The organism is Martelella alba (genome assembly GCF_006516955.1).
Lineage (GTDB): Bacteria > Pseudomonadota > Alphaproteobacteria > Rhizobiales > Rhizobiaceae > Martelella > Martelella alba.
In genome coordinates this window covers 205,692-229,640 of record NZ_VHLG01000012.1, presented here as the reverse complement: position 1 = coordinate 229,640, position 23,949 = coordinate 205,692, and the positions used below count along the sequence as shown (strand labels likewise).

At 60.8% G+C, this 23,949-nt stretch carries 27 protein-coding genes; 1 reads left to right on the top strand and 26 read right to left on the bottom strand.

Annotated features, from left to right (window positions below; all coding sequences use genetic code 11):
- The 12 genes from FJU08_RS17615 to FJU08_RS17560 all read right to left on the bottom strand — a co-directional run.
- The coding region (locus tag FJU08_RS17615; RefSeq protein WP_141150339.1) for a phage head spike fiber domain-containing protein at positions 1-1,129 on the bottom strand (1,129 nt) is incomplete at its 3' end.
- A 17-nt stretch (positions 1,130-1,146) separates the two neighbouring features.
- Entirely contained in the window at positions 1,147-1,386 is a 240-nt protein-coding gene (locus FJU08_RS17610; RefSeq protein ID WP_141150338.1) for a hypothetical protein, read from the bottom strand.
- Positions 1,386-2,591, bottom strand: coding sequence for a hypothetical protein (locus FJU08_RS17605; protein WP_141150337.1), 1,206 nt, complete (start codon positions 2,589-2,591; stop codon positions 1,386-1,388). The genes FJU08_RS17610 and FJU08_RS17605 overlap by 1 nt, the downstream gene beginning before the upstream one ends.
- Positions 2,592-2,601: 10 nt before the next feature.
- A complete protein-coding gene (locus FJU08_RS17600) occupies positions 2,602-3,261 on the bottom strand; it encodes a hypothetical protein (RefSeq protein ID WP_141150336.1) in 660 nt (219 codons plus the stop codon).
- Positions 3,261-3,539: a hypothetical protein gene (locus FJU08_RS17595; RefSeq protein ID WP_141150335.1), complete on the bottom strand. Its 279-nt coding sequence runs from the start codon at positions 3,537-3,539 to the stop codon at positions 3,261-3,263. The genes FJU08_RS17600 and FJU08_RS17595 overlap by 1 nt, the downstream gene beginning before the upstream one ends.
- Positions 3,539-6,235 carry a phage tail protein gene (locus FJU08_RS17590; protein WP_141150334.1) on the bottom strand — a complete coding sequence of 899 codons (2,697 nt, stop codon included), beginning with the start codon at positions 6,233-6,235 and terminating at the stop codon, positions 3,539-3,541. The genes FJU08_RS17595 and FJU08_RS17590 overlap by 1 nt, the downstream gene beginning before the upstream one ends.
- A 1-nt stretch (position 6,236) precedes the next feature.
- Entirely contained in the window at positions 6,237-6,662 is a 426-nt protein-coding gene (locus tag FJU08_RS17585; protein WP_141150333.1) for a DUF6950 family protein, read from the bottom strand.
- Complete coding sequence (locus FJU08_RS17580) at positions 6,659-7,285, bottom strand: hypothetical protein (RefSeq protein WP_141150332.1); 627 nt, start codon at positions 7,283-7,285, stop codon at positions 6,659-6,661. The genes FJU08_RS17585 and FJU08_RS17580 overlap by 4 nt, the downstream gene beginning before the upstream one ends.
- Position 7,286: 1 nt before the next feature.
- Positions 7,287-8,009 carry a hypothetical protein gene (locus FJU08_RS17575; RefSeq protein WP_141150331.1) on the bottom strand — a complete coding sequence of 241 codons (723 nt, stop codon included), beginning with the start codon at positions 8,007-8,009 and terminating at the stop codon, positions 7,287-7,289.
- Positions 8,009-10,417, bottom strand: coding sequence for a phage tail tape measure protein (locus FJU08_RS17570; protein ID WP_141150330.1), 2,409 nt, complete (start codon positions 10,415-10,417; stop codon positions 8,009-8,011). The genes FJU08_RS17575 and FJU08_RS17570 overlap by 1 nt, the downstream gene beginning before the upstream one ends.
- Positions 10,401-10,958 carry a gene transfer agent family protein gene (locus FJU08_RS17565; RefSeq protein WP_141150329.1) on the bottom strand — a complete coding sequence of 186 codons (558 nt, stop codon included), beginning with the start codon at positions 10,956-10,958 and terminating at the stop codon, positions 10,401-10,403. The genes FJU08_RS17570 and FJU08_RS17565 overlap by 17 nt, the downstream gene beginning before the upstream one ends.
- Positions 10,958-11,401: a phage tail tube protein gene (locus FJU08_RS17560; protein WP_141150328.1), complete on the bottom strand. Its 444-nt coding sequence runs from the start codon at positions 11,399-11,401 to the stop codon at positions 10,958-10,960. Before FJU08_RS17560 ends, FJU08_RS17565 begins: the two co-directional genes overlap by 1 nt.
- A gap of 165 nt (positions 11,402-11,566) precedes the next feature.
- Between FJU08_RS17560 and FJU08_RS23230 the strand changes: the two genes are divergently transcribed.
- Positions 11,567-11,698: a hypothetical protein gene (locus FJU08_RS23230; RefSeq protein ID WP_268932143.1), complete on the top strand. Its 132-nt coding sequence runs from the start codon at positions 11,567-11,569 to the stop codon at positions 11,696-11,698.
- Between the two features lie 7 nt (positions 11,699-11,705).
- Here the strand turns inward: FJU08_RS23230 and FJU08_RS17555 are convergent, their stop codons facing one another.
- From FJU08_RS17555 to FJU08_RS17490, 14 genes are all read right to left on the bottom strand, one after another.
- Complete coding sequence (locus tag FJU08_RS17555; protein WP_141150327.1) at positions 11,706-12,149, bottom strand: HK97 gp10 family phage protein; 444 nt, start codon at positions 12,147-12,149, stop codon at positions 11,706-11,708.
- Positions 12,142-12,555: a DUF3168 domain-containing protein gene (locus FJU08_RS17550; RefSeq protein WP_141150326.1), complete on the bottom strand. Its 414-nt coding sequence runs from the start codon at positions 12,553-12,555 to the stop codon at positions 12,142-12,144. Before FJU08_RS17550 ends, FJU08_RS17555 begins: the two co-directional genes overlap by 8 nt.
- Positions 12,552-12,884, bottom strand: a complete 333-nt coding sequence (locus FJU08_RS17545) for a phage head completion protein (RefSeq protein ID WP_210245267.1) — start codon at positions 12,882-12,884, stop codon at positions 12,552-12,554. Before FJU08_RS17545 ends, FJU08_RS17550 begins: the two co-directional genes overlap by 4 nt.
- Before the next feature lie 2 nt (positions 12,885-12,886).
- Entirely contained in the window at positions 12,887-13,159 is a 273-nt protein-coding gene (locus tag FJU08_RS17540) for a hypothetical protein (RefSeq protein WP_141150324.1), read from the bottom strand.
- A 10-nt stretch (positions 13,160-13,169) separates the two neighbouring features.
- Positions 13,170-13,685, bottom strand: coding sequence for a head-tail connector protein (locus tag FJU08_RS17535; protein WP_141150323.1), 516 nt, complete (start codon positions 13,683-13,685; stop codon positions 13,170-13,172).
- 54 nt (positions 13,686-13,739) lie between these two features.
- Positions 13,740-14,933, bottom strand: coding sequence for a phage major capsid protein (locus FJU08_RS17530; RefSeq protein ID WP_141150322.1), 1,194 nt, complete (start codon positions 14,931-14,933; stop codon positions 13,740-13,742).
- 39 nt (positions 14,934-14,972) lie between these two features.
- Positions 14,973-15,626 (bottom strand): HK97 family phage prohead protease, encoded by a 654-nt coding sequence (locus FJU08_RS17525; RefSeq protein ID WP_141150321.1) that lies wholly within the window; start codon positions 15,624-15,626, stop codon positions 14,973-14,975.
- Positions 15,616-16,836, bottom strand: a complete 1,221-nt coding sequence (locus FJU08_RS17520; RefSeq protein ID WP_141150359.1) for a phage portal protein — start codon at positions 16,834-16,836, stop codon at positions 15,616-15,618. The genes FJU08_RS17525 and FJU08_RS17520 overlap by 11 nt, the downstream gene beginning before the upstream one ends.
- 12 nt (positions 16,837-16,848) lie before the next feature.
- Positions 16,849-18,579 (bottom strand): terminase large subunit, encoded by a 1,731-nt coding sequence (locus FJU08_RS17515; RefSeq protein WP_141150320.1) that lies wholly within the window; start codon positions 18,577-18,579, stop codon positions 16,849-16,851.
- An 11-nt stretch (positions 18,580-18,590) separates the two neighbouring features.
- Positions 18,591-19,091, bottom strand: a complete 501-nt coding sequence (locus FJU08_RS17510) for a helix-turn-helix domain-containing protein (RefSeq protein ID WP_141150319.1) — start codon at positions 19,089-19,091, stop codon at positions 18,591-18,593.
- Between the two features lie 85 nt (positions 19,092-19,176).
- On the bottom strand, positions 19,177-19,560 hold the full coding sequence (locus FJU08_RS17505) for an HNH endonuclease (RefSeq protein WP_141150318.1): 384 nt from the start codon (positions 19,558-19,560) through the stop codon (positions 19,177-19,179).
- 123 nt (positions 19,561-19,683) lie between these two features.
- Positions 19,684-20,478, bottom strand: coding sequence for a hypothetical protein (locus FJU08_RS17500; RefSeq protein ID WP_141150317.1), 795 nt, complete (start codon positions 20,476-20,478; stop codon positions 19,684-19,686).
- Positions 20,479-20,890: 412 nt separating this feature from the next.
- Entirely contained in the window at positions 20,891-22,687 is a 1,797-nt protein-coding gene (locus FJU08_RS17495) for a DNA primase family protein (protein ID WP_141150316.1), read from the bottom strand.
- Positions 22,680-23,921, bottom strand: coding sequence for a DUF7146 domain-containing protein (locus tag FJU08_RS17490; RefSeq protein WP_141150315.1), 1,242 nt, complete (start codon positions 23,919-23,921; stop codon positions 22,680-22,682). The genes FJU08_RS17495 and FJU08_RS17490 overlap by 8 nt, the downstream gene beginning before the upstream one ends.
- Between the last annotated feature and the right edge of the window lie 28 nt (positions 23,922-23,949).

The following is a 23,949-nucleotide window of genomic DNA, read 5'->3' as shown; positions in this document are numbered from 1 at the left end:
TAACGCTCGGCTCGCCATCATTCACATTGGCGGCAATACAGTCGAGCAGCATCGTCCACTGATCGCGGTTCAGGATGGCAACGGCCTTGTCGGACAGGCGGCAATCATCTTCGGCGCGGGTGACGGCGGCATCGCTCAGCGTCTGGATCAGCGAAGTCGGGCCGGGCTTCTTTTCCAGCGACCAGCCGGCAAGCCGGACAACCTGGCCGTTGAACGTCGTCACCCCCGCCGTCATGTTCGCGACCTGGATTGCCGAGCGGACAAGATTGGTCGCCGCCTCGGTCAGGGTGCGTGTCCGCGACAGGCGGGTCAGACTGGCCACCGGCACCTCACCGGGACCGGTGCCCGTCAGATATGTGTTGTCCTGCTGCTCATAGACGCCGGAGCCGAGAATGATCCCGGCCGGCCATTCCCCGCTGATCAGCTGCGTATAGATGCTTGCGGTCCATGTTTCGCCGGCGACCGCAGCGGCATTTGACAGGCCGGTCTGGGCAAAAGCACCACACTGATTGGCCGTTGCTGTTCCGGTAAGCGCGTAGTCCACATAAGGCATGTCACCGAGCATGCCATAGCCTACAACTGTCACGGTGATGCCGTTGCTCACAGCCCCGTCGTTCCATGGAAGCAAAGCCGTCGGGCTGGATCGGGTGATGACGTTGGTGCTCTCACCTTCAATGACCAGCTGGCGCTTGCCATTCTGCCAGTCTAGCCGGGCCGTATCGACCGCCGCCGCATGGATCAGCCCATCCGCGCCAGTATAGGTGGAAACACCGAGCCGTTCGAGCGGCAGGATTTCAGCGAGATCAACCTCAGGCGCCGGAAACCAGATATCATTGTCATTGGCGGCCGGAATGCTGCCCGCGGCAAGCGCCGTCTGGCGATAGAGCGCAGCATTGATATTGGCGAGCACACCCGGCCAGATCCGCCCGCCGCCATCGAGCTCAACCCCATACGGATCTTCGGTGATCGTCACAGTCTTTGCGCCGGTGAAGATCTCTTTGCCGGAGCGCAGCACGCGGTAGCCAATCGGATAGCTGCCGGCAACGGCATCAGGGGCGGCAAGGATATCCATGCCATTGACCGAGAACCAGCCGCTCGGATCGGAAATGATTTCTGCGGTGTCACCCATGGGGCAAACCCTCCATCTCAGCTAAAATCAGGGGTAATGGTGCCGACGATGCGGCCCGCGTCATCTTCGGGCCATTCACTCGCAGCCACGGTCTTAACGTCGTAGCTGGCCCAGTCGCCATCCGAGGACGGCACGATGGTGCCGACCACAAGCCCGGCCGCGTCAGCTGGCCAGTCCGTTCGTGTCGCAGGCGTCAGCCTGAACCCGGCTGCCTCACCGGAAGCCGTACCAAGGCGAAGAGCAAGACCAAGAAACATCAGGCTACCCCTTCGCTTGTTTCAGATGGCTTGTCCTGTTCGGGGATCAGAAGCCCGGTCGCCGGATCGCAATAGTTGAGCGCCTTCACGGCAGCATCGACGCGATCGGCCTTGACCAGCCATGTGATTGTGTCGGTTGCCGTTTCATCCTCGCAGATGATCTCAAAGACGTTTTCGTCTATCTTCGCGGGCCGGATGCGGGCAAAGCCATCCTGATTGACCAGACTGACAACAATGGTGTTTTGCGCCAGCGCCGCCCATGTTCCGGCCGTCAGACCACAGGCCACGTCGATATTGACCGTTGCCTGACCGTCAACCAGTGTCGCCGTACCCCAGGCCTCAATGCCGTTATGCGGGCTTTCGGTCGAGGCGAAGACCAGAGACTTTCCATCAATGACAGGATGATCGATGCGGAAATTCTTCGCCGCGCCGGTAATGCTGCCGGGCACCGAGAAATCCCCATCGCAGGTAAAAATCAGATAGGCGCTGATCCCTTCAGAATCATTTTCGACGCCGATCGTGGCATTTGGCCGGGCGCCGGAAGGCTGGGAACCGCAGAAGAAAGCGCGCTTGGTCGGGTCATCATAGGCGTAGGAATAATACCGCCCGCCTGCAGGAGTGGCGGTTCCCGTTTTGGCGATCAGGTTGCGGGTCTCAAGCGTGCCGGTGAGCGTGCCGCCGGATGTGGCAAGCGCCCCCAACGTCGCCAGCGCCGTTGCTGCATCGCCATCATCCAGAAGTGTTCTGGCAAAGGCGGAAACGCCAAGTGTCGTCAGTGCCGCACTTGCATCGGTATCGTCCAGCAGCGACCGGGCAAAGGCTGTCAGCGTCGCAAGGCCCGCAGCACTTGTGCCGGTAAAATAGGCCAGCCTGTCAGCGGCAGGCGTCAGCCCGGCAATGGAGGCGAGCGCCGGATTGTTGAGCCGCTGGATATAATCGGCCAGCGCCACGGCATTGGCAATCACCTGCTGGCTGTCATCCTGCCGGGCAAGCGCATAAGCATAGGTGCCGGTTGCCCCCTGCCAGGTGACGGCCGCCGTGATCGCCGTGTCACTGTCGACAGAGGCAACCGGCAGCGCATTGCCTTCTGCCGCCGGATAAATCACGCCGCCAGCGATCACGGCCGTCTGCCAGGCCGTGCCGGTGCCTGTCACGGCCGCCGACCCGTTGGTCAGCGTCACCGTGCCCGTTGTGTATAGGGTCATGGGGAAAGCCTCAGAGGTAGTTTGTTACGTCAGCGAGGAGATAGGAGACATCAGGATCGGAGGCGCTGCTCACAGACCCCGCCACCGGTGCCACCGGATATTGATAGACGCTGACCGGCGCGGAACTGTCGCCGGTCAGATACCAGGCGCCCCAATAGTACCAGAGCCCCTGTTGCGCGAAGTCACGGACAGCAACGGCGGGCTTTACCGGCAGGATTGCCATATCCCGCCCGCTTACAAAGGTCTGCGAAAGCCGCAGGATCCGATCGGACGAATGGAACACCGATCGCCCCTGATCGTCGAAGACCTCAAGCCCGTAATTGTCAGCGGAATGGGTGTAGGGGCTGGCATCGAAGAGATAGAGCGCTGCAGTTTTTGCCCCCTGCGCTCCGCTGCCGATTGCACCAGAGACGGTCACCGTGCCATCGCCATTACTGGCAATGACGGCATTGACGCAGGCCCCGCCGCTCACCGGCCGGACGCAGACAATCGCGCTGTCAGCCGCCGTCACCGTGTATGAGAAGGTGGAACCGTAAAAGGCCGCACCGCTGACAATGCTGCTGCTGCCATCCGTCGCAATCGTCCGGGCATCGACCAGCTTGTAGACACCATAGGTCTGATCAAGCTGAAGAATGCCGCTTTCATTGCGGATCTCGACACCGGCCGTCATCAGTAAACCCCATAGACAAGAAGATAGGACCAGGACGCCTGATCAGAGGCAATCGTCCAGCTGATCGTTGTGCCGGAGATTGTCACCGTCACCGCCTTCGCCACGGCCGGGCTTGTGGTGGCGAAGAAAAAGAACGGTGTGCCGGTGGAAAGCCCGCTATCCGAATGGCTGCCGCTGGTGCCGGTGATCGTGGTGAGACCGATCACCCGGCCGGTCCGGCTGGTGGTATCCAGAACAATGCGGCCGGACGCATCGAATGTCTGCAAGCCCGCCGTCATCACCAGATCCCCATGCGCACCCGCAAGGTGCCGTTGCCGTCATAGACCTGGACAAGGCTGTTATTGATCTCCAGCCGCTGGCCGGAGCTTGCCGATCTGATCGAGATCTGCCCGGCCTCGCTGATCGTCACCAGATTGTTGATGTTCAGCGATCCGGCCAGCAGCGCATAGGTCTTGAGCGTGCCGTTCTCATAGACGAACGGCTTTGAATTGCTGTCGAGAACGACGAACTGATCGGCCGAGACGGCAAAGCGGCTCTTCAGCGTGCCGCCATCATTGTAAAGCTCGAGGAAGAACCCGCTTTCGATATAGTCGCCGCCCGTCCCTGCCCGCAGCATCACCGAATAGCGGGCAGAGACGCCCGCCTGATTGGCAGCCGCCCGAAAGGCTATCTGCCCGCCGGCAAAGCTGTCATTGAGCGAGACAGACACGGTGTCGATCTCTTCAGCCAATGCCTCATCAGCGGCAGCCCTTGCCGTCGTTTCCTGCGCCACCGCTGCCGTTGCTGCTGTCACTTCCGCCCCGACAAGCGTCAAGGTCTGTGCAAGCGCCTCGTCTTCGCTGGCCCGCACAAGCTGTTCGGTGACGATCTCGGCAATGGCATCGCCGATCTGCTGGCGCACTTCAACTCGCTCCAGCAGGCCGACACTGCCCTGAAGCGACAATGCTGCGGAAATGTCCGCCAGCCTTCGCCCGACAATGTCGTCAAGCTCGCTCTGCATCTCTTCCATGCGGGCTTTGACGTCTTCGCCGAGCGCATCGAGATCGGCAATCAGTGACGAGACATTCGGCGTTTCAACCGCCAGCCATTCCGACCATTCCTGTATCGCCAGATCCGAGACAAACCGGCCGCGTGCCTCAACCCATGTCAGCGGCGGCAATGGCCCGATGATCCAGCTATAGGGATCCTCATAGGCCGACTGATGCCCGGAAAAGATCACATCGCCGCTATCGCGTTCGCGCACCTGCACGACAACCCCGGTGACGCCATCAATCCCCGCCCCGCAGGATACCCGGATGGCCGCAAGACGGCCGATCCCGTTGCCATCCGCCATGGTGGCCGGCTCCACCGTCCAGCCGGTCATCTGCTGATAGGGCGCTTCAATCGTGCCGATCCAGCCCGTCACCGTCGGCAAGGCGTCAGCCGCGGACCAGTCATAATCGGCCGGGTCGATCTCTTTCAGCGAGACAAGCACATTGGCATTCATCGGCGCACTGGCGGCAATCACCAGAAACTTCTTGGCAGAATAGCCATTGCGCAGGCTTGTCCACGATACGACGTCGTTTGGTTCCAGCGGCCAGGCTTCCGGCGGCAGCCAGATCTGATGTGTGCGAAACCGCCTTGCATCCTGCAGCATGGCCAGCATGAGCCGCTGCACCTGAGCGCCATAGGGGCAGGCCTCAAAGCTCACCGATGCAGGCAGGCGCCGGTCACCGTCATCGGCTTCAAGCGTATCGTCATAGCGTCCGGGCGCATCCTTGCTCGACCACTTCTCATCCGGTTCGGGATAGGTCGCCTCAATCGCGTTGACCGTATCGTCAAGCGATCCATGCGGATTGAAGGTCTGGCCCTTGGTAATGACCACATCAGCGTCAGTAAAGGCATAGACCGCACTGCCCGGCGCGCCGACCTGTATCTTGAAGATCCCGCCGACTTCCGCCAGCCGGGCATTGCAGGCCTGCCGCAGCTTCTCGATGGCGTCAAGCGGGCGTTCATCGCCGGAGAATTCATAGCCGCCCTGATAAGCCGCAACCATGTTGCCATTGCCATCGTCGACCAGCGCATCACATTCATTCATCGCCGCTGCCCAGTTGGAAAAGGGCAGACGATAGGCGGATAGATCCTGACCGCCATAAATCCACTGATCGCCGTAATAGACGCCTCGGATCACGTTATAGATGATCACCGCGAGGTTATTGGACGGCGCCCATGTGGCGGCATCATCCCAGCGCTGATCGCCCTCACCGCCAACGCTTGTGTCTGCACGCGGGTCATAAAGCGGGATCGATCCCACTTCGAACAGCATGGACGGCACACCTGAGAACAGATCAGTATTATAGCGGCAGGTCACAATCGCATAGGCGCAGCCCCGGCCGATCCTGTCCCCGCCATAGGGCCGGTCAGCATCACCGCCGAACTTGTCGACAAGATAGGCATCTGCCGCCGTCTGGCTGCCATCATAGAATTTGACCCAAAGGTAATCTGTGCCGTCGACGCGGTATTCGGACACGGGAAAGCCGCGCGCGCCATCTTCCTCGCCGGTCAGCAGGGTCACCTTGTCATCACCGGCCCAGACCGCATCCAGCCCGGAAACGGGCAGATTGGTCAGTTCGATGACGTCGACAAAGAAGGCGTTCGGCGTGTTGCCATCCTCACCCCATGTGCCTGCATATTTGCGCCGCCCGGCCGTGGCATGGCGCCCGGCAATAAAGGTGACCGGCTGATCGTCGCCCATCTGGACGAAAAGCGTCACGCCGGTCTCTGCCGTCGTGTCACTGGTTGACGACTTTGTCAGTGCTTTCTGGATCAGCGACACGCCGACTGAAAGCACCGTGCCGACGATGAACTGGCCGACAGCGCCAAGCGAGCCGATCCATCCGGCAACCGCACCAATGGCAGCAACCACGGGACCGGCATGCGCCGGCATGGCGGCGGTCAGAACCGCAACCAGGGAAATCAGGAAAATCTTGATCATGTCAGCCGACGCGGAACGCCCGTTTTGCAGTCATCAGATCAACCGTGCCGAACCCGGCATCGGTCAGAACAAAGATGCGCTCGCCATTGACGACGCCGAGCGCAAAGCCAAAGCCATCTTCAGACGGGATCGCAGCAATATCGCCAATCCGCGCACGCGCGATATGGCATTCGGGCAGGATTGAAGCGGCAAGCGCGGCAAGATCGGAAAAGCCGTCATGGCGCAGCACCCGCAATGCCCCGGCTGCCGTGGTGTATCGCCCGCGCCACGGGGCGGCGAGATCATCACCGGTCAGCGCCAGCGTCAGATTACCGACCAGGCCGACCGCACAATCATTCTCACCCCATGTGAAAGGCTCGGAGCGCATGGCATCACAGGCCGCATCGAAGCGCGCCCGCCAGCTGTCCAGTCGTTTCAGATCGGTCATGCGGATGATTTCCCCCATGGAATATCCCAGCTTGAGACCACGCCGGAATCCCTGCCCCACTGATCGTCCGAGCGCCGCTTCTGCCCCTCATAGGAGGATTTCAGCGGATTGGTTCTGGCGAGCATCGAAATCGCCGATGAGATCAGATTGAGCGTGATCGATCCTTCATCACCCGCCGCTGGCGTTACGATCGGCTCGCCATCGACAAGGCCGAGAAAGGCGACCTCGGCCGCCCCCACCGCCTGCCCCGTTTTGGGATCAAGCAGCATTTGGTGGATCTCGACAGCAGCAAGCCGGGCGTCATAGCCGCGCACCAGCTGCTGCACTTCCGGTGCGATCTGCGACAGAGTCACATCGACGGTCTGCACTGTCATGTCGGAAACACGCGGGATCTCCGGCAGCGACAGATTGACGTCACCGTAATAGGCCCGCTGAACCGTCGCCCCCGTCTCGCCGTCGATCACTGAAAGCACGACGTCTTCGCCGCCGGTCCAGAAGCCGACAGGCGTTGCATTGCCCGTCTCCCGGTCGCGGGCCTTCACCCAGACAAGCGAACGCACAACAAGGCCTTTGTCGCGGGCATTGGTGAGCGCCGCGAGGAATGTCGCCGATATGTTTTTCATGTCAGACGTTTCGCTTCTGGATGATCGAAAAGGATATGTCGGAAACAATGTTTCCGCTTGCAGTCCCGGCATTAAATGAGCCAGGCACCAGAATGCAGGGACAGGCAGGTTTGATCAGTGTCACCGCATCACCCGCAGCGACATAGGCTGGCGGCGCCGGGAACACGTCGAACAGCCCCGTCGTTCCCCCAGCCCCGGCAGAAACATCTTCAGCGACCTCGACAAAGGCGGTCTTGCCCGTCGCGGCCGAGGTGATCTGGAGCTTATCACCAACGGAAAGCCCGTAGGAGCCGGTTGCGGTGAGCGAAACGCCAATCCGCGCCGCATCGTCTTCCGGCCATTCCGCAAGCGCAAAGGCGCTGTCGGTATAGCCCGCACTGCCCGGCAGCCCTGCAAGGCTGATCTGTCCGTCATTGACCGCACTGACCGTCACCGAGGCATCACCAAGCAGCGCCCCGGTGGGATCCTGCAATGGGCCGGGAATTGCCGAGGAACGAAACAGAAAGGGCGTTCCGCCGGAAAGGCTTCGGATCAGGGCAGATGCTTTCTCTGCGTGGCGCAGATTGACCGGGAATAACCCGACTTCGGCTTTCCAGAGCGGCGGCGCAAGCGACGCCGTCCAGTAAACACCATCACCTGAACCCGACTGTTCGTCATTGCGCTGAATATCCCACCGAAATGGTTTCAGGCGCAACTGATCGTAAAACGCAGCAAGCGGCTTCATCACCCTACCCTGTTCGGATTACGTTGGATCTGCTGCAGACGGCCCGGAAGCTCAAAGCGGGAAAAGCGCTCGATCTGCTTTCGAACCGCCTCGCCAATGGCGGCCGCATCTTTGGGATCCGTCCCTTCCGGCACGGTGACAGTAACACCACCAAGACTGACATTATTGGTGGTGACCGCCGTCGATCCGGCCTTGTTCGCGGCATTGACGGCCTTGACGCCGAGATCACCATTGGCAGCCCGGACAAGCGGCATGATCGCCTCTTTGCCCGCCTCTCCCATGACGCCGGTCTTCTGACCGCCAGAACCGAACCTGAACAGCGTCGGGCTGGAAACAACAGAGTTCGTAAACGAGCCGCCCTTTGCAAAGGCCTTTACCCCGGACGTTCCGTAGGCACTGCCCTTAGCTGACTTGAAGAGACCGCCGATAGCCGAGAACAGGCCACCAAGCAGTCCCGAGCCTGTCCCGCTGCTGGTTGAGGCAAACGGCCCCTCATTGAAGAGTGCCGCCTGTAATGCAGCCTTTGCCAGCGATTTGGCGATATCCTCCAGCACACCGACAAAGTCTTCGCCTTCGACAATCGCATCGACGATCCCGTCCTTCAGGTCCGACTGAAGACTGTCATAGAACTCGGCCTGCTCTTTGGCTTTGGCATATTTCTCCGAGAGGTTGCCGATTGATTCCGCCTGGGCATCGATCTGTTCGCGAAGGCTCTTTCCGGTATCGGCCTGGCGCTGATCGAGGTTGAGACCGCGTTCCTTGGCGGCATCGAGCAGCGACCATTTCGCCTCCAGTTCGGCGACTTGCCGGTCGGACTTGCCGAGCAGTTCAAGATTGCGCTCGAGCCGCTTCAGCTGATCGTCGCTGGTGTCAAAGATACTGCCCTTGTCGCGTTTCGATCCGCTTGCGCTCTTGCGGGAGGCGGTGGCCTGATCCTTCTGCCATTTGGAGAGATCCTGCTGCAGCTGCGCCGCCTTTTCGGCATCCGCAACAACCTGTTGCCGCTGATCGGCGATGACCTTGCGCAGGATATTGTCGGTCCCGTCCGGTATCTTCACCCGCTCGTCAAAACTTGCACCGGCCAGCGCCCCGGTACGCTTGACCGGATCATCACGGTATTGCCACTGGATCTCCGCGCGCCGGACATCAGAAATCCCCTGCGCGGCCAGCTGGGCAGCATTTTCGACCGCCCGGCCCATTTCGTCGGCAAGCTTGCCAGCCTCACTGGCAGCGGTCGAGATCGACACGCTCGCCAGCTGAACCGTGCCCTGCAATTCGGATGCCTGTTCGGCGGCCTTGGAAACGGCCTCATAAACGTCCTGCCCCTTGGCGCTCATCTGATCGAAAGGCCCCAGTGTTTCCTCAAGTGCCTTCAGCAGATCTTGCGCCGCCTGAACCTGTTCGTCCGGCCCCTTTGCCTCGCCCATACGATCGAAGGCACGGGCAAGCTGCTCGGCCTGACCGACTGTGATATCGAGTTGCTTCGACATGCGGCTGATCGCCGAGAACACACCGGCATTATAGCTCATGATCCGCTCGCCATCGGCGCCGATGCCACCGAGGTGACCTTCCAGCTTGCCGAAGCTGTCAGCGATCCCGCTGAAGGCATCATCGGCCTGCTGTTGCGCGCGGACCTTGTTGATCTCCTCGAGCTTTTCCAGAAACTGCCGGGCGGCTTCCGTTGCCGTGCCGTATTTCTCGGCGAGTTCCTTGGTCGGCAGACTGGCGTCGGCAACCGCCGAGCGATAATCGTCAACCGCCCTTTGCAGGGCCGAGATCTGCTTTTGCACCTTCTCGCCGCTGTCACCGAGATCGAGGAAGCTCGAAGCCAGTGGCACGGCAATTGCGGCTACCGCACCAAGCACCGCGCCGAGCACACCGAAGCCACCGAGAAGCTGCGGCAGCTGCATTGCCATGGCGCGCGAGGCCGCCGTGCCAGCGGCCACCTGAACCGCGAAGTCGCCAATCTGATAGGCGGTGTTCTGGATCCCCATAGTGAGCCGGGGCGAGACCTGGCGCAGTGCTTCGGCCTCGGCCGTCATCTTGCGCACCGCACCGCCTGCAATGGCATAGCGGCCGTTCAGGGTTTCAAGTGCCGCGCCATAGCTGCGCTGGTTGATGGCACCAACGGCCAACGCCCGGTTCAAATCCTCCAGTTCGGCCTCGTACTGTTTGGAAGCGCGAAACAGCGGATCATATTTCGCACGCAGGCGATCCATTTCCCCGGCCATGGCGGAGGCTGCCTGTTCGGCCGACTGCGCCATTTTCCGGTTCGAATTGGCAAACTGCCGCTCGATCTGCCCGGCGGTGTCCGACCCGGACTTTCTCGCCCGGGCCATCTGTTTCTCGAACTTCGAAAGGCTCGCCTCGATACGAAGCAAAAGCCTGTCTTCAGAGCTTGCCGCCATGGGTCAAGGCCTCCGGCTCGTAGCGCGCAAGGATATCGTCGAACTCCTCCTCGCTTGGCGGTTCGGCCTTCTGCGACGAAGAGGCGTTGAAACCCTTCAGCATGTTGATGAAATCGGCGTAGTCCATCGCCTTCAGTTCAATCGGCGACATATGGAACAGCCGGCAGATCTGCGAAGCTTCCGAGAAGCTTATCGGCGTCGGCACTGCATCGCTGTCGCTGCTTGCGGTATCGGCATCCTCAATCCCGGTCATGACTGCAATCAGGATGTTTCCGGCAAGCTCGGCATTGTCGAGATAGGGATATTGATCGAAATGGGTCTCGACCAGGCGCTTGGCCTCGACCGTGGTCTCGCCGCCGCCGATCAGGCCCATGCGGATGATGTGGAACACATCCTCGACCCGGAACTTGCCGGTGGTGAGCCTCAGGAAGATCTCGCCGATCGCATCGCCACGGCAGGCCTGTTCAAGGTCGAGGACGTTGCCAAAGGAAAGCCGGAAGCAACGCTCCCGGCCCGCCCATTCATCGATCAGTTCAGCCATTACGCGGCATCCGTCCAGACACGCTGGCCAGCCCCGGAGATCGAGGCGGAAAAGGTGACCTTGCCGGCGTTTTCCTTGGAAAGCTCCAGCGAGCCGAGAAAGGCCGGAAGCGTCCAGAAGCCACCATTATTGGCGGCAGGCTCATCGAGGAACAGCTTGATGTTCTTTTCCGAGCCATCATCCGCCCATTGCCGCCAGACCGGCCACGCCGAGGCCGTCACCATGCCCGAGATCGTGCAGGAGGTGTCCTGGCTTTCCAGATGGCGGATGATGGTTGCCGGAAGGTCGAGCGGGTTCTCGCAATCCAGCACGGTGTTCTCGCCGAGATTATTCGTCAGCGTCACACCGAATGTGTTCGCGCCGCAGGTGTAGGCGAAGGTTTCGGGGTCGCCACCATCGCCAAGCTGGATCACCAGCCGGTTCGTCTGTTTTCCGGTTGCCATGTCAATAGGTCCTTGTCTGGTTGTAAGAGGCGGAAAGAGGACGTGCGACGGCACGACCTATACTTTCGAGCGCAAATCCGAGCCTTCTGCGCGCACACCGGCAGCAGGCGATTTGCTATCAGGAGACCACGCAATCAAGCGCAGTCTCTCAAGGGGTGGGAAACAATGTCTCAGGAATTCTTCGTCATCGTCGCAAACATTGCCGTCGCGATCGTCGTCTTCAAAACGATCCGCAGCCTGATGAGCGTTCATCGCGCCGAAACCGCAGCGAACCGCCGCATGGCGACTGCGAAGTAATCAACCGTCAGAGACTTCTGATCGCCTTACCCATGGCGCGCGACAGCCGCGATTTCACCCGCCGCTGATAGCTGCGCCATGTCGGATAGAAGAACGGGCTGGCCGTGATCCGGCCGGTATATTGCCCGGTCTTCTTGTGGCGCTCGGATGTACCAAACTCGAACCAGCGGGCGATCGCCGGAAACGAACCGGAGCCGATTACCGCTGTTGCATAGATGGTGATGCGCAGATCCCCGACGCTGTCAGGCGCATCGGCTGCGGCAAGCGTCACGCTTCCGGCGGGCGCATTGCCCCAGGTCCAGGCAACAATGATTTCCGGGATCGGCGTCCGCCCATTCATGGCCTCGACCGTTTCGCGGGCGCCCGTTTCCATGGCCTCCTGAACGGCCCTGCGCACCGCCGCCGGCATCCGGCCCCAGCGCCGGTTAAACGCCGCCAGTCCGTCAACCATCATTGTCTTCCGTGAAAGCAACCACGCTGACGACACCATGGGCAACCTGATCGTCAGGATCATCCATCACCTGCATGTCATCAACGCGGATCAGCACCAGCGCACAAGGCCCGGCGAGCGACAAATCGGCGAAGTGCAGTGCGGATTTGACCGCGGCGCAGATCGCCTTCGCCCCGCGCTTCGATCCGCCCTCCTGCGTCCAGATATCGATCTGGAAGTGGTTTTCTTCCGCATCCAGACATTCCAGTGGCTCGGTGAGCGTCTGGGCCGGGCCAAACGAGATATAGGGATAGACGGGCGCGGCGGGCGCATTGTCATAGACGCGATCACCGACCAGCGCCGTGACGCCAGCATCGGCCACCAGCGCGTCAAAGATCGCATCCTGAAGGGTAACAGCGGCACTCATGCAGCCCTCCCGCTTTCAACAACAACATAGATCCAGAACGGATCGGTGATCGCATCGACCTCGACCACCGCATATTCGGCATTGTCGCGATGAAGGTCGCGCATGCGCCAGTCGGTGGTGATCTTGCGCGCGGCAAGGCAGGAACGGAGCTTCACCTTGAAGATCGCCCGCCCTTCCAGCCGCGCGGCCTCGACCGTCTCGGATCCGCGCTGATAAATCATCTGCGCCCGGCAGGCATGGCCCTGCTGCCAGCCGGGTGAGATCACACCACCCGGCCCCTTGATATTGGCCGGTTCATCAAAGGCAACCCGCTCTTTCAACGCCGCCATGCTCAGTCCTCGACCGTGCAGAGCGTGGCGGTGGTGCCATCGGCGAAGATCACGCCCGGAACATGCGGAAGGACGGCGCCTGACATGAGGCTGCTGAACAACAGCGCCCCGTCTGTCTCACCTGCCGGGCGATAGGAGACATCACCCGCCGCCATCACCACCACGGCCTTGACGCTGTCACCCAGCAGCACGTCGCCGCCGGAAAGATCGACCTGCCTGCCCTTGAAGCCGAAGCTGCTCATGCTCGGCGCCTTGGATCTGCGATTGAATGTCATGGTGAACTCCTCAGAGCCGCTGCCAGCGCAGGGACGCGATCAAGCATTCCGCCGCCATCGGCAGTCTTGCCTGCGTCGCCTGTCCGGCCGCGCGGTTGTTGTACCAATGGGAAACCAGCATGAAGACGATCGCCTTCACCGTGATCAGCTGGGATTGCGGCATCTGGCAATCGAAGGTGACGTTGCCGGCCGCCGCGATCGTCACCACCGGGCCAAGGCCGGTCTCGGTAACGGTGAGGTTCGTCCCGTCCTGACGGGCGGCGATGATATCGGGAAAGGGCAGGATGACAGTGCCAGCGTCCGGCGCTGCAATCTGCCAGGTCTGGAACATGATGCAGCGGCCGAGAACGCCGCGATAGCCATCGAGATAGGCCGTTGCCGCCTGAATGAAGGCATCGATCAGCCCGTCATCATCGGCAAAATCAACGCCGAGATGCGCCTTGGCCTCATCCAGCGTCACCGGCTGATCGGCAGGCGCGGTGACAAGGGTCGGGATCACCGGCCCGTTGCAAAGTAAGATCGTCATGATGGTCCCGCGAGGTGATCGGCGGGGCGCTGTTTCACGCCCCGCCTTTGCTGATTATTCAACGCGGCCAAAATCCCCGTAGATGAAGGCTTCCGGCCTATAGACAGCCAGCGCCAGGCGCTCTTCTGCGAGAATGGTCACCTTGTTCTTGGTGAAGTCGTCATTCTGGAAGCCGGTCTCGATCCGCGATGCCCACTGATCGAAGATCTGCGCGCCCATATCGAAGGCACCGACCAGAACCTTGTCGATCGACATGGCCGGGCTGGAAACAACCGGGAGGCCCCAGAGCGACGGGGCAATGCTGCCCTGCGGATTGCCGATGATGAAACGACCCGTGGAATCCTTGAGCAGCTCGATCCAGGCCCAGTCGGCCGGATGCATGACGACACCGGTTGCTGGATATTCCGCCAGCACCGCCTGCAGCATCATCAGCCGGATCTTGTCGATCGAGGTCTCGTCACCGGCGCCGAGCGGATTGTCGTAATCGGTCGCCTGCGGGATAATGCCGTGCAGGTTCTCGCCGGTACCATCACCGTTGAGAAGCTGGGCTTCTTCCGCCAGCGCCAGACCGTAAAGCAGGCGGTTGTCGATCAGCGAGCGGATCTGTGCCACATCAGACAGCGTCTGTTTGTTCACCCGGAACCAGTGGGCGATCACCTTGGTGCGGGTCGAGACGTCACCGAGCCTCAGATCCGACTGCGGTTTCAGCACGCCTTCGGCAACCGGGGCGGCGGCATTGTTGAAGCCGGTCTCCTGGACATATTCGATATTCGGGCTGTCAGTGGTGCCGGGCATCAAAAGGCCGCGCACCGTCATGCGCCGCTGCGGCAGGCCCTGAATGCCGGCAAGCCGGTTCGGCACGATGGCAGCGCCAGCGCCACCTGCGACCCCGGTCGCCGTCGAGATATCCGCCTTGACCGACATTGAGGCCGACGAGCCACTGCGCGGTGAATGCTGCAGCGACTTGAACTCATCCGTCTCGACAAATTGCGACCCGAAGGATTTCTGCTCGGGGTTGGTGTCGGCGACACGCGTCAGCTTCTGTTCCAGTTCCGAGAACTGGGCTTTCAGCCCGTTCATGGCCGTCAGCGCCTCGTCGGTCTGTTCCTTGATGGAGGCCGATAGATCCTCACCCTTCTTGGCCTTGCCCAGCGCATCCTCGGCAATGGCTTTCACCGCATTGATCGAATTTTCGAACGCGGCTTTGGTTTCCGCCGCAAGCTCTGCGGCAGTCTTGGTCTCGGTCATGGCCGATCCTTTCTGATTTTCGGTGGAGTAAAGGGAGCGTCAGCCCCGCATGGCAGCCCAGAACAGGGCTTCCTCATTTGCCGCTGTGGCAGGCTCCCCCTGCCCCTTCAGGTGGAGACGTGCGGCACGTTCCGCCTGCGAATTCGAGAGGCCAAGGCCCTTGACCAGTCGCTCGAATTCCCGCTCGCTCAGCCGATCCCCGGCCGCAAGCTTGTTCACCAGATCCTCATTGCCCTCGGATTTGACCGCGGTGATCTTCGCCCGCTCATTCATCGGGAAGACAACCGGCGAGACCTCGTAGAGATCAAGCGCCTTCAACAGCCGGACATTGCCCTCAGGCTCGGCGGATTTCGTCTTGTAGCCGATCGACAGCCCGCCAATGGCACCGGCCTTGATAAGCGCATGAACCTCCCGCGCGCGCGGCACATCCATGACCAGCTGGCCCTTGCCCCTCAGACCCTTGGCATCTTCGGCGAGATCATCCCAGACACCGATCGGCTGGCTCGGATCATGATCCCAGAGCATCATGATCTTGCGGCCGGTCTGACGCGCCTTCACCAGCCCGTCGACAAAGGCGCCGGGCATGACCTTGTCACCGCCAAGATCGACATTGCCGAAGATCGAGGCATAGCCCTCAATCACGCCCGCCTCGCTCACCGACTTCAGATCAAGCGCAAAAGCCTTAGTTTCCATTGCCGGCATCCTTTCCGGTTTCAGTGATCGGCACGTTCTGCATCTGCATGCGCGGCACATCCCCGCCCGCAATCGCGCGCATGTTTTCCCGCGCGCGGACCTCGTTGATCGTCATGGCGCCGATATTGGTCATGGTCTGATAGAAGCCCGAGCGCGCCGCACTGTCACCGCGCAACAGGCCTTCCATGTTGAAGCGCGCCGAATAGCCCTGCGCCCGGTCTTCCGCCGTCAGCAGCTGTTTCGTCACCGCCTGCTCGATCCGCTTCAGACGCTTTCTGAGATAGAAGGTCTGGAACATGATGATCTGCTGCTCGACACTGGTCGGCCAGGCGGTCGCCGATCCGGCATGGCCGATCAGCACCGGCGGCACCTGAAAGAAGCGGCAGATCTCCTCGATCGAGAACTGCCGTGTCTCCAGCATCTGCGCATCTTCCGGCGAGATCGACAGGTTTTGATATTTGGTACCGCCCTCCAGGATGATCGGCCGCCCGGCATTCATGGCGCCGACATATTTCTCGATCAGCTTTTCTTCGGCGACCGTTCTCTGTTCCTGCGTCAGCCAGTCCTCAAAGGTGAAGACACCGGAGGGGCGAAGCCCGTTCCTGAACATGCCACCGGCCGCCCGTTCTGCCGCCAGCGCTGCGGAAAAGGCGTTATGGCCGAACTGCAGCGTCGACATGCCGCCGAGCGGATTGCCGCCGGGGCCGCGAATATGCAGCACATCGCGATCCGTGCCGGTGTGGCCTTTGCCGCTCTCATCGTTCCAGCGATATTCAAGCGCACCGCTCGCCAGCCGCCTCACATGCATGGCGCCGGGATGGATCGGCTCCAGCGCCGTTACCCTGCCGCCCGAACGCTTCACCGCCGCAAAGCCATTGCCGCGCAGCTCGATCGAAAGCCCGAGATAGTCCCAGAAATCGAGCGCCGTCTGATCATAGTTCGGGTTCTCATGGATCACGCCATGCAGTGGGTGATCACCCGCAACGGCAGCATAACCATCACTGCCCTTGCGATAGACCTCGAAGGGAAGCGACGAGATCGTGCCGGACACCAGATTGGCGCAGGCCCAGACGGCGGAAAGCCCGAGCGCATTGTCAGGTGTTACCACCTCACCGGCATCGCCTACCGAACCGCGCTGGCCGCGCTCATCCGTCCATCTGACGGAATCGGATTTGCGCGCCAGCCCGACAAGGGACAGCGCTTTTTGCATGACGCCCACGGATCAGGCTCCCAGATGTTGGAAATAGCTGTTGCGGTTATTCCGGCTCTCATCGGCCACCGGGTTCATGTCCATCAGCATCGCCGCATTGAACAGCGCGATCAGCGGATCGATCTTGGCCGTGCCGGCGCTTTCCTTGGTGATATAGACATTGTTGCCGCGTTTCTCGGCCTTGGCATTGCCGACGCACCAGTTCATCAGCGCCTGTCCGCCATGCTGGAAATTGCCATCGAAGAGACGCCGCTCCAGCCCCTTGATCGCCCCGTTCAGCTTGTAACCCTGCCCGACCGGCACCACCGCCTCATTCGGCGCAAAGCCTTCAAGCTCCAGCGCATGGACAAGGGCGGCAACCCCATGGGGATCAAGGCCGATTGCCGATTTTTTCGGAAACAGCCCGCGATCGCGGATCCGGCAACAGATATCGGCAACGATCTCGACCTGTTCGCCGGCCGTCTTGGTCACCGTCAGATCACCGGCCTTTTGCAGCTCCTCGATCTTCGGGGCGATGCTTTTGCGCCGTTCCATCAGGATCGGCAGAGCGAAGGCCCATGACCATGACAGCCAGCAGCCCGTCTGCCGTTCCCGACCGATGACACCAAAGCCGAACAGGTCATCTGCCCCGCCCGCGTCCCCACCGGCAACCATCACGTCGCAGATATCGAGCATCGTCTCGAATGTCAGGCCCGGCCGCACTCTGAGCGGCCAGTTCTCGGCGCCGATCCACTGATCGCCATGCATGCCGACGCCGATCTGGATGTTCAGATGCTGCGAGGCCCAGCGGATCTCGGCCTCTTTGCCCTTGTCGCGTTCCTGCTGATAGAGGCCGACAAGGCGTTCGATCGTGATCGAGCGGCCAAGGTTCGGCAGCACCATCGGCCAGAGGTTCGGATTGCGCCAGGTCTTCTTCTCATCGGCCTGCATGGTCAGCGGGAACTCGTAGAGCACCGGCAGCATGCGCACGCCCTCGGTGATCTTGCCGTCGCGAACGCCCCGCGCATATTCGAGTTCGTCCTTGAACACGCCGGTCGGCGGGATCTCCGATTGCGTGGTGATGATGATCAGCAGGCTGTCATCATTGGTGATCATCCCGCCCCGGATCTGCCCGATCACGCGGGCCGCATCCTTCATTTCCGCCATCAGATGCAGTTCGTCGATGATGGCAAAGGCCGGGATCGAGCCGGTGACCACCTTCGGGTCAAAGGACTTGATCTTCAGCTTGGTATTGAGCGCAACGCCGGTATCAGGATCCTTGTGCCGGTCGATGATCGTTTTCTTGTGCTCGATCACCTTGAACCGGCGCGACAGATACGTATCCGCCGCGATCATGCCCGAGGCCTGGGCGAAGCATTTATCGGCAACCTCCTGCGTCGGGCCGATGATCACCCCATCGACATTCGGCCGCCGGTTCATCATCATCGCGATCAGGCCCAGCGCTGCCGCATTGGTCGTCTTCGAATTCTTCTTCGGCACGAGGTTGAACACCTCGCCAATGAAGCGCTTGCCGCTCTCCCGGTCATACGAACCAAAAGCCGCGCGGACGATATCGCGCACCCATTCGCCGCCCGCTTCCGCCATAGTCGGTTGGCCGGGAATATCCGGCACCCGGATCAGGTTGAACAGATCGACCGCCGCCTCGGCCAGCACCGGATCAAGCGGCAGGTCCGCGATCGGCGTTTCGCCACGCTTCAGCTTGTCCTCCCAGTCCGGGCAGGCAAAGGAAATCGGGTTTTGCATATCTCACCAGTTCAGTGCCGGTGCTGGCTCATCCGGTCGAAGATCTCGCCGTAATTGTCGGGAACGTCCTGCGCTTCGAGCGCTTCGCGTTCCTTCTTGCCGAGGCGGCTCGGAGCCTCCTCGCCGTCCTCGTCCTTCTCCGCGCCTTTGTCGGGCCGGGCATTGCGCGGGGCCTGCGGCCCGGCATCCTTGTGCCAGTCGGCTAAAAGCTTGATCGAGGGGACGTGTCCCTCCCGCGCCCTCTTCATCAGAACATCGAGCATCATGCCGCGCACGAAGGTCGGGCCATATTCAAGCTCACGGGAAAAATACTTTCTCAGTGTCTTCTCATCGATGCCCATATCCTCGGCAATCCGCTTCTGGCTCCAGCCATCGGCCGCACGCGCCATCACAAAGTCCTGATTTTCCTTATCTTTTCTAAAGGACTTGCGACCGCGACGGTCACGAATCGGCAGCGATGGATTGCCGAACAGGTCGCGCTTGATCTCATCGTCGGAAAAATCGTCAGCCACGGGAAAAAAACTCTCCAGATGTGAGGGGCGCGGGTCTGGGGTGTAAAGCCCCTTGAACGTCAGACCCGCCCCCCTGCCTCGGCGCTCAGGCCCGCTCGGCCCGCTGTTTCTCGCTGTCGTGGCAGGTCTTGCACAGGCATTGCAGGTTGTCGCGGTCCCAGAACAGCACCGCGTCACCACGGTGCGGGGTCATATGGTCGGCAACGAGCTGGCTCGTATCCGCCTCGACCTTGCCGCACATGGCGCAGGTGAAACCGTCCCGCTTCAGCACCGACCAGCGCAGCTTCTGCCAGCGCGTCGTCTTGTACCAGCTGCGCCACGCCACCACCTGATCCCGCCGCCGCTCGCCGCCCTCGCCCGTCAGGATCGACGGGTTCAGCAATGCCGGCGCCGTGCCGCCAAGCAGGCGCGGCGAACCGGCCAGCCCCGAGCGGGTCCGTCTGGTGTGCGGTGATTTGGTGAAGGGCATATATCCGCCAAAACAAAACCCGCTCAGGCGGCTGCCGAAGCGGGTGTTTTCTGATCTTTTTCAGTGTGCTCAAGCTATGTCAAATAGCTGCCGCAGATCAAGGAAAAAGTGACATGGATTTTATCAAGCGTTTTCAGTTACTTGAACTTTGACCGCCTGCCGAATGTTCCATGGTTGTGAATCAAAAGCTATCGACAGCAAACTGCTTCGCGTCAGCTGCCCTGCCAGTTCCCGCTCCAACAACTTCAGAGCCGAGCGCCAGACCAGCCAGTCAATTCTGGCAATGATCGCCCCTCGCAGTGGTTCCGCCAGTTCGTACTTACGATAGGCGCCCTTCCGTGGCCGTTGTGCCTTGCGGTCATAACCATCAACCTCATATTCACGCCAATTGCCGAAGCTATCCTTCATGCGTTTCATCATGAACCAGGCGGGCTTGCCCTGCCGCATGATCATCTGTTCGGCCGGGCGCTCGGCGTGCCAGTCCGGGCCGTGCTTCAGCACCGCGCATGTGACAATCAGGTTATAGGCGTGCCGGCCGGTGCGGCGCTGGCCGCGCATCTTCTCATGCATCATCACCCGGGCCACCTCGGCGGCGATCAGCCCACGCTCATCATCCCATTCCGGGAATGGCTGCCAGCTGTCGGGAATGTCGAAACCTTCTTTCGTCAGCGCCCGCACGGCCTCGGCAACCTTCAGCGCATCCTCATGCGGCTCGCCGAGGTCAATCGCTGCCGGGATCACGCCAAAGCCATTGGGTGAGCGATCCACGACCGTGCCCAAAGTCTCCACTTCCGACATGGCCGACCATGCACTCTTGATCATGGCCGGGCCGAGCGAGGCCTTAGGCCCTGCCCCTTCCTTGCAAAGCTCTTCCGTGAAAGCCCATGTCAGAAGCTCATTGATCGCAACCTTCTTCATTTCGAAGCCTTTCCGCTGATTTGGACGTCTAGGACGTCTAGAGTTTTCAAATGGACGGATAGATGGACGTGTAGAGACGATATTTAATCAATAAATATCAACATCTTACATAGATATGGACGGATAGGACGGGTAAAATCCATGTTTATGTGATGAGGCCTTTGTTTTCTCAACATGGCCTTTTTGACGCGCGCGCATCACATAAACATCCAGATTATCCGTCCTAGCCGTCCACACTTGCATAACCATCTGATTTAAAATCGAATTCGCCGGACCCTTAGGAAATCGTTCCCGTCCGCTTGTGATGGCTAGCCGTCCTTGCCGTCCGCCGTCCAAACCTTCAGGCCGAACTCATGGGCGGATACGCTGCTAGACGTCCTGCGTGACACAACAAAGGGTCCGGGTTCAAGCCCTAAAATGCTTCGGGCAGGTCGTCTGACGTTGGCGCATATCCGCCCTGCCTCTCATTTCGCCATTCATCCCTGATGCGAATGCCAAAGTAGATTGCGCCATTGGAGCGCGCCTTGCGAAACGAATGCATCAAGCCATCCGGTCCTTTCCATGTCTTGCGCGTCTGATCTGGCAGACGTCTCGCAAAGGTTGATTTCTTGAAGTCAGAAAGCCCTTCACGGGCCGCATAGCGCGCATAGCCATCAAACATGGTGTCCGGCCGCTCCATATCGCTGTCGGACCCGGTGATATCGCAGGCATTGCGCAGAAATGCCCCGATCGGGTCGCTCTCTTCCCGGTATTCTGCCGTTGCAAGCCGGATGCTGTCGGGCACCCGCAGCCCGGTATCGAGGTAGTCCAGCGCGCCCTTGATCATCCAGGCGAGAACCCCGTCACGTTCCTGCCGCAGCTTGCGCGGCAGGTCGCGGTCAACTTCTTCTTCAGGGATCTGGATTTCCCACGGCACCAGATGCACGCGCCGCCAGATCCCGTCGCTATCGTCGCGGATCTGGGGCTTATGGTTACCCGAAAGGATGATCTTGAAGTGCGGGACCAGCTCGAAGAAATCCTGATGCAGGCGCCGCACGGCAATTGGCTCGCCTCCGGTCAAGGTCTTGATCAACGCATCCTTCAGCTGGACACCCATTTCCGGCTCGGATGCCGCCACAAGGCGCGCACCCGGCAGGCGGGCGAGATCCGGCGTGGCCTCGGCGCCACCGCGCTTGCTGTCACCGGCAAAGCTGTCAATCGACATGGAGACGGCGTAGTCGCCGAGGATCTCGACCATGAGGTCAACAAAGGTCGATTTGCCGTTTCGCCCTGCCCCGTAGAAGAAGACAAGGCATTGCTCACCGGTCAGCCCCAGAAGGCAATAGCCCATATAGCGTTGCAGGAAGGCCCGCTTGTCAGGATCCGGCATCACCCGAATGAGGAACTGCGAGAACAGGTGACATGGGGCATCCGCAATCACATCGGCCTCGGCAAGCTTCGAAAGCAGATCCTTCGAGCGGTGCTTATCGAGACGGCAGCGCCAAGCCGTCCTGCCGTCCACAGTGGCGGAGTAGAAGCGCAACGTGCCGTTTTGGGTGTTAAAAGCATATAGATCCGTATTCAGATCCTGCACCGCTATCGAGCAATAGGGCACCGCCTCAGCCATCATATTGTTGATCTTGGAAGAACCGGCCGAGCTTTTGGCATGGTTATGCCGCGATGATTGCCGGCCGCGCCGTGCCTTATCGGCAAGCTCGCCCGCGTCGATCAGCTTCTGCAGGCCTTCGAACTGTTTGAGCTTGTCGGCATCCCAGCCCTTGCCGGGCTTGCCAAGCGCCTTCATTTCTTCACGCGCTATCTTCCCGGCCTCGATATCGGCACGCTCGCTCTCGCTGCAGTCAAGCTTGATGGCCTCATCTTCGATCAGTTCGGCCGTGCGGTGCGCCATTACCCGCACCACGGCACCAGACTGATCCTCAAGCCAGCGCTTGCCGTCGAAACCATGCCAACCGACATGGGTGACATGGTGCATCCTGTCGCCGAAGCGCGTCAGCAGACGGTTTGCATTGCCGAGGTCTGTTTCGGGCAGCAAGGCGCATTCTTCCATGATCTCCTCAGGCGAGAGTTCAAGGAAGGGTTCTTCGGCTTCCGGTTCTGAAATCGGCAAGGGGTCCGGGTTTTTCAGATAGGCGGCCTGTTTGGCCTCCCGCTTTGCAATTGCCGCCAATGCTTCCGGCGATAGCCCGCCCGTCTTCTTGTTATCAGCCATCGGCCATCCCCATGCAATATTCAGAAAAGTCGCCGGCGCTCTTAGGTGCCCATTCCGTGGTCACCGTCCGCCCTGGCGCTGAAAGCCTCAGTTCCGCGCGTTCCATCGCGCATGTCGTCATGATTTTCTCGCTGTCGCCGTCGCCGATCAGCACGAGGACATCGACATGGCCCGGCACCTGAAGCGCGTCAGATGCATCCTGATCGGGTTTAGGGATCGGCCCCGGAACCATCGCCGGCCGCCGCGCGCCACGCTTGTCGATATTGACCAGCGTCGGGTGGCGTTCCTTCGAAGCGGCAGGCCCGGCGAGATTGCCAAGCGACCCGGCCGCGCAATAGAAGGTATCGGCCCGAAAGCCCTCAAGCCCGGCCACGGCGGCGACATTCTCGATCCCCTCGGCAATCACCCAACGGCTTGAGCCCAGGTCACCAAGCACCGGGATCAGCATGCCCTTGTGCTGGCCTTGCATCTTTTTGGTGGGCAGACGTTCGCCCTTGTCATCGATCAGCAGGGGCCGCCGTTTCGGCTCGACCTTAAGGTCGATCCATGTCTCATGGCAGCCGAACACCTTGCCCGTGAGGTCAACAATGGGCGCCAGCATCGCCGCGCCGGTATGGATCGCCCGGAGGTATCCGCGTTCGTCCCGGCCATGCCAATAGGTATGGTGCCGGTCATAGCGGATGCTTTCAAACACGGCTTCCGGCATCGTGAACCCCGTGCGAAAACGCAGATAATCCCGTACCATCAACGCCGCGCCCGGCGCAACGATATGGCGATCGTTCAGATAGATGTTGCGCGCCCGCACAATGGCCCGGTCACGAAAATACTGTTTCCGTTCCTCGGCATCCTGTGCTTTCGCCTGCGCCTCGGCGCGCATCCGTTCCGCCCGCGCTTCCCGCGCCTGCCGCTCCTCATCGCTTTCGCGCTGATCGGGATCAGGTACCGGCCGGCCGAGAACTTCCGCGCAGGCACCGAGAAAGCCGGAACGACTGGAGAGATCAAAGCCGCATTCATGGGCGACCAGCGAAATCGCATCATGCCCGCCCGTCCCGCACTTTCGGCAGTTCCAGACACCCTTGATCACATTGACCGCATAGGCATCCTTGCCACCTGCAAGCGGGCAAGGCCCGGTCCATTCGCTGCCGCGCATCGCCGCCCGGCCAAACAGATCGGCAACCACATCCAGCGAGACCGCCCGCGCTTCCTCGACAAAGGCTGAAATCAGGTCAGACATAGCTGATCTCCCTTGTCACAGACGCCGT

What these genes read in the sequence shown, in the direction of transcription:
- FJU08_RS17610 (WP_141150338.1), bottom strand. Translation starts at nt 1,386, where the DNA reads ATGTTTCTTGGTCTTGCTCTTCGCCTTGGTACGGCTTCCGGTGAGGCA.
- FJU08_RS17605 (WP_141150337.1), bottom strand. Translation starts at nt 2,591, where the DNA reads ATGACCCTATACACAACGGGCACGGTGACGCTGACCAACGGGTCGGCG.
- FJU08_RS17600 (WP_141150336.1), bottom strand. Translation starts at nt 3,261, where the DNA reads ATGACGGCCGGTGTCGAGATCCGCAATGAAAGCGGCATTCTTCAGCTT.
- FJU08_RS17595 (WP_141150335.1), bottom strand. Translation starts at nt 3,539, where the DNA reads ATGACGGCGGGCTTGCAGACATTCGATGCGTCCGGCCGCATTGTTCTG.
- FJU08_RS17590 (WP_141150334.1), bottom strand. Translation starts at nt 6,235, where the DNA reads ATGATCAAGATTTTCCTGATTTCCCTGGTTGCGGTTCTGACCGCCGCC.
- FJU08_RS17585 (WP_141150333.1), bottom strand. Translation starts at nt 6,662, where the DNA reads ATGACCGATCTGAAACGACTGGACAGCTGGCGGGCGCGCTTCGATGCG.
- FJU08_RS17580 (WP_141150332.1), bottom strand. Translation starts at nt 7,285, where the DNA reads ATGAAAAACATATCGGCGACATTCCTCGCGGCGCTCACCAATGCCCGC.
- FJU08_RS17575 (WP_141150331.1), bottom strand. Translation starts at nt 8,009, where the DNA reads ATGAAGCCGCTTGCTGCGTTTTACGATCAGTTGCGCCTGAAACCATTT.
- FJU08_RS17570 (WP_141150330.1), bottom strand. Translation starts at nt 10,417, where the DNA reads ATGGCGGCAAGCTCTGAAGACAGGCTTTTGCTTCGTATCGAGGCGAGC.
- FJU08_RS17565 (WP_141150329.1), bottom strand. Translation starts at nt 10,958, where the DNA reads ATGGCTGAACTGATCGATGAATGGGCGGGCCGGGAGCGTTGCTTCCGG.
- FJU08_RS17560 (WP_141150328.1), bottom strand. Translation starts at nt 11,401, where the DNA reads ATGGCAACCGGAAAACAGACGAACCGGCTGGTGATCCAGCTTGGCGAT.
- FJU08_RS23230 (WP_268932143.1), top strand. Translation starts at nt 11,567, where the DNA reads ATGTCTCAGGAATTCTTCGTCATCGTCGCAAACATTGCCGTCGCGATC.
- FJU08_RS17555 (WP_141150327.1), bottom strand. Translation starts at nt 12,149, where the DNA reads ATGGTTGACGGACTGGCGGCGTTTAACCGGCGCTGGGGCCGGATGCCG.
- FJU08_RS17550 (WP_141150326.1), bottom strand. Translation starts at nt 12,555, where the DNA reads ATGAGTGCCGCTGTTACCCTTCAGGATGCGATCTTTGACGCGCTGGTG.
- FJU08_RS17545 (WP_210245267.1), bottom strand. Translation starts at nt 12,884, where the DNA reads ATGGCGGCGTTGAAAGAGCGGGTTGCCTTTGATGAACCGGCCAATATC.
- FJU08_RS17540 (WP_141150324.1), bottom strand. Translation starts at nt 13,159, where the DNA reads ATGACATTCAATCGCAGATCCAAGGCGCCGAGCATGAGCAGCTTCGGC.
- FJU08_RS17535 (WP_141150323.1), bottom strand. Translation starts at nt 13,685, where the DNA reads ATGACGATCTTACTTTGCAACGGGCCGGTGATCCCGACCCTTGTCACC.
- FJU08_RS17530 (WP_141150322.1), bottom strand. Translation starts at nt 14,933, where the DNA reads ATGACCGAGACCAAGACTGCCGCAGAGCTTGCGGCGGAAACCAAAGCC.
- FJU08_RS17525 (WP_141150321.1), bottom strand. Translation starts at nt 15,626, where the DNA reads ATGGAAACTAAGGCTTTTGCGCTTGATCTGAAGTCGGTGAGCGAGGCG.
- FJU08_RS17520 (WP_141150359.1), bottom strand. Translation starts at nt 16,836, where the DNA reads ATGCAAAAAGCGCTGTCCCTTGTCGGGCTGGCGCGCAAATCCGATTCC.
- FJU08_RS17515 (WP_141150320.1), bottom strand. Translation starts at nt 18,579, where the DNA reads ATGCAAAACCCGATTTCCTTTGCCTGCCCGGACTGGGAGGACAAGCTG.
- FJU08_RS17505 (WP_141150318.1), bottom strand. Translation starts at nt 19,560, where the DNA reads ATGCCCTTCACCAAATCACCGCACACCAGACGGACCCGCTCGGGGCTG.
- FJU08_RS17500 (WP_141150317.1), bottom strand. Translation starts at nt 20,478, where the DNA reads ATGAAGAAGGTTGCGATCAATGAGCTTCTGACATGGGCTTTCACGGAA.
- FJU08_RS17495 (WP_141150316.1), bottom strand. Translation starts at nt 22,687, where the DNA reads ATGGCTGATAACAAGAAGACGGGCGGGCTATCGCCGGAAGCATTGGCG.
- FJU08_RS17490 (WP_141150315.1), bottom strand. Translation starts at nt 23,921, where the DNA reads ATGTCTGACCTGATTTCAGCCTTTGTCGAGGAAGCGCGGGCGGTCTCG.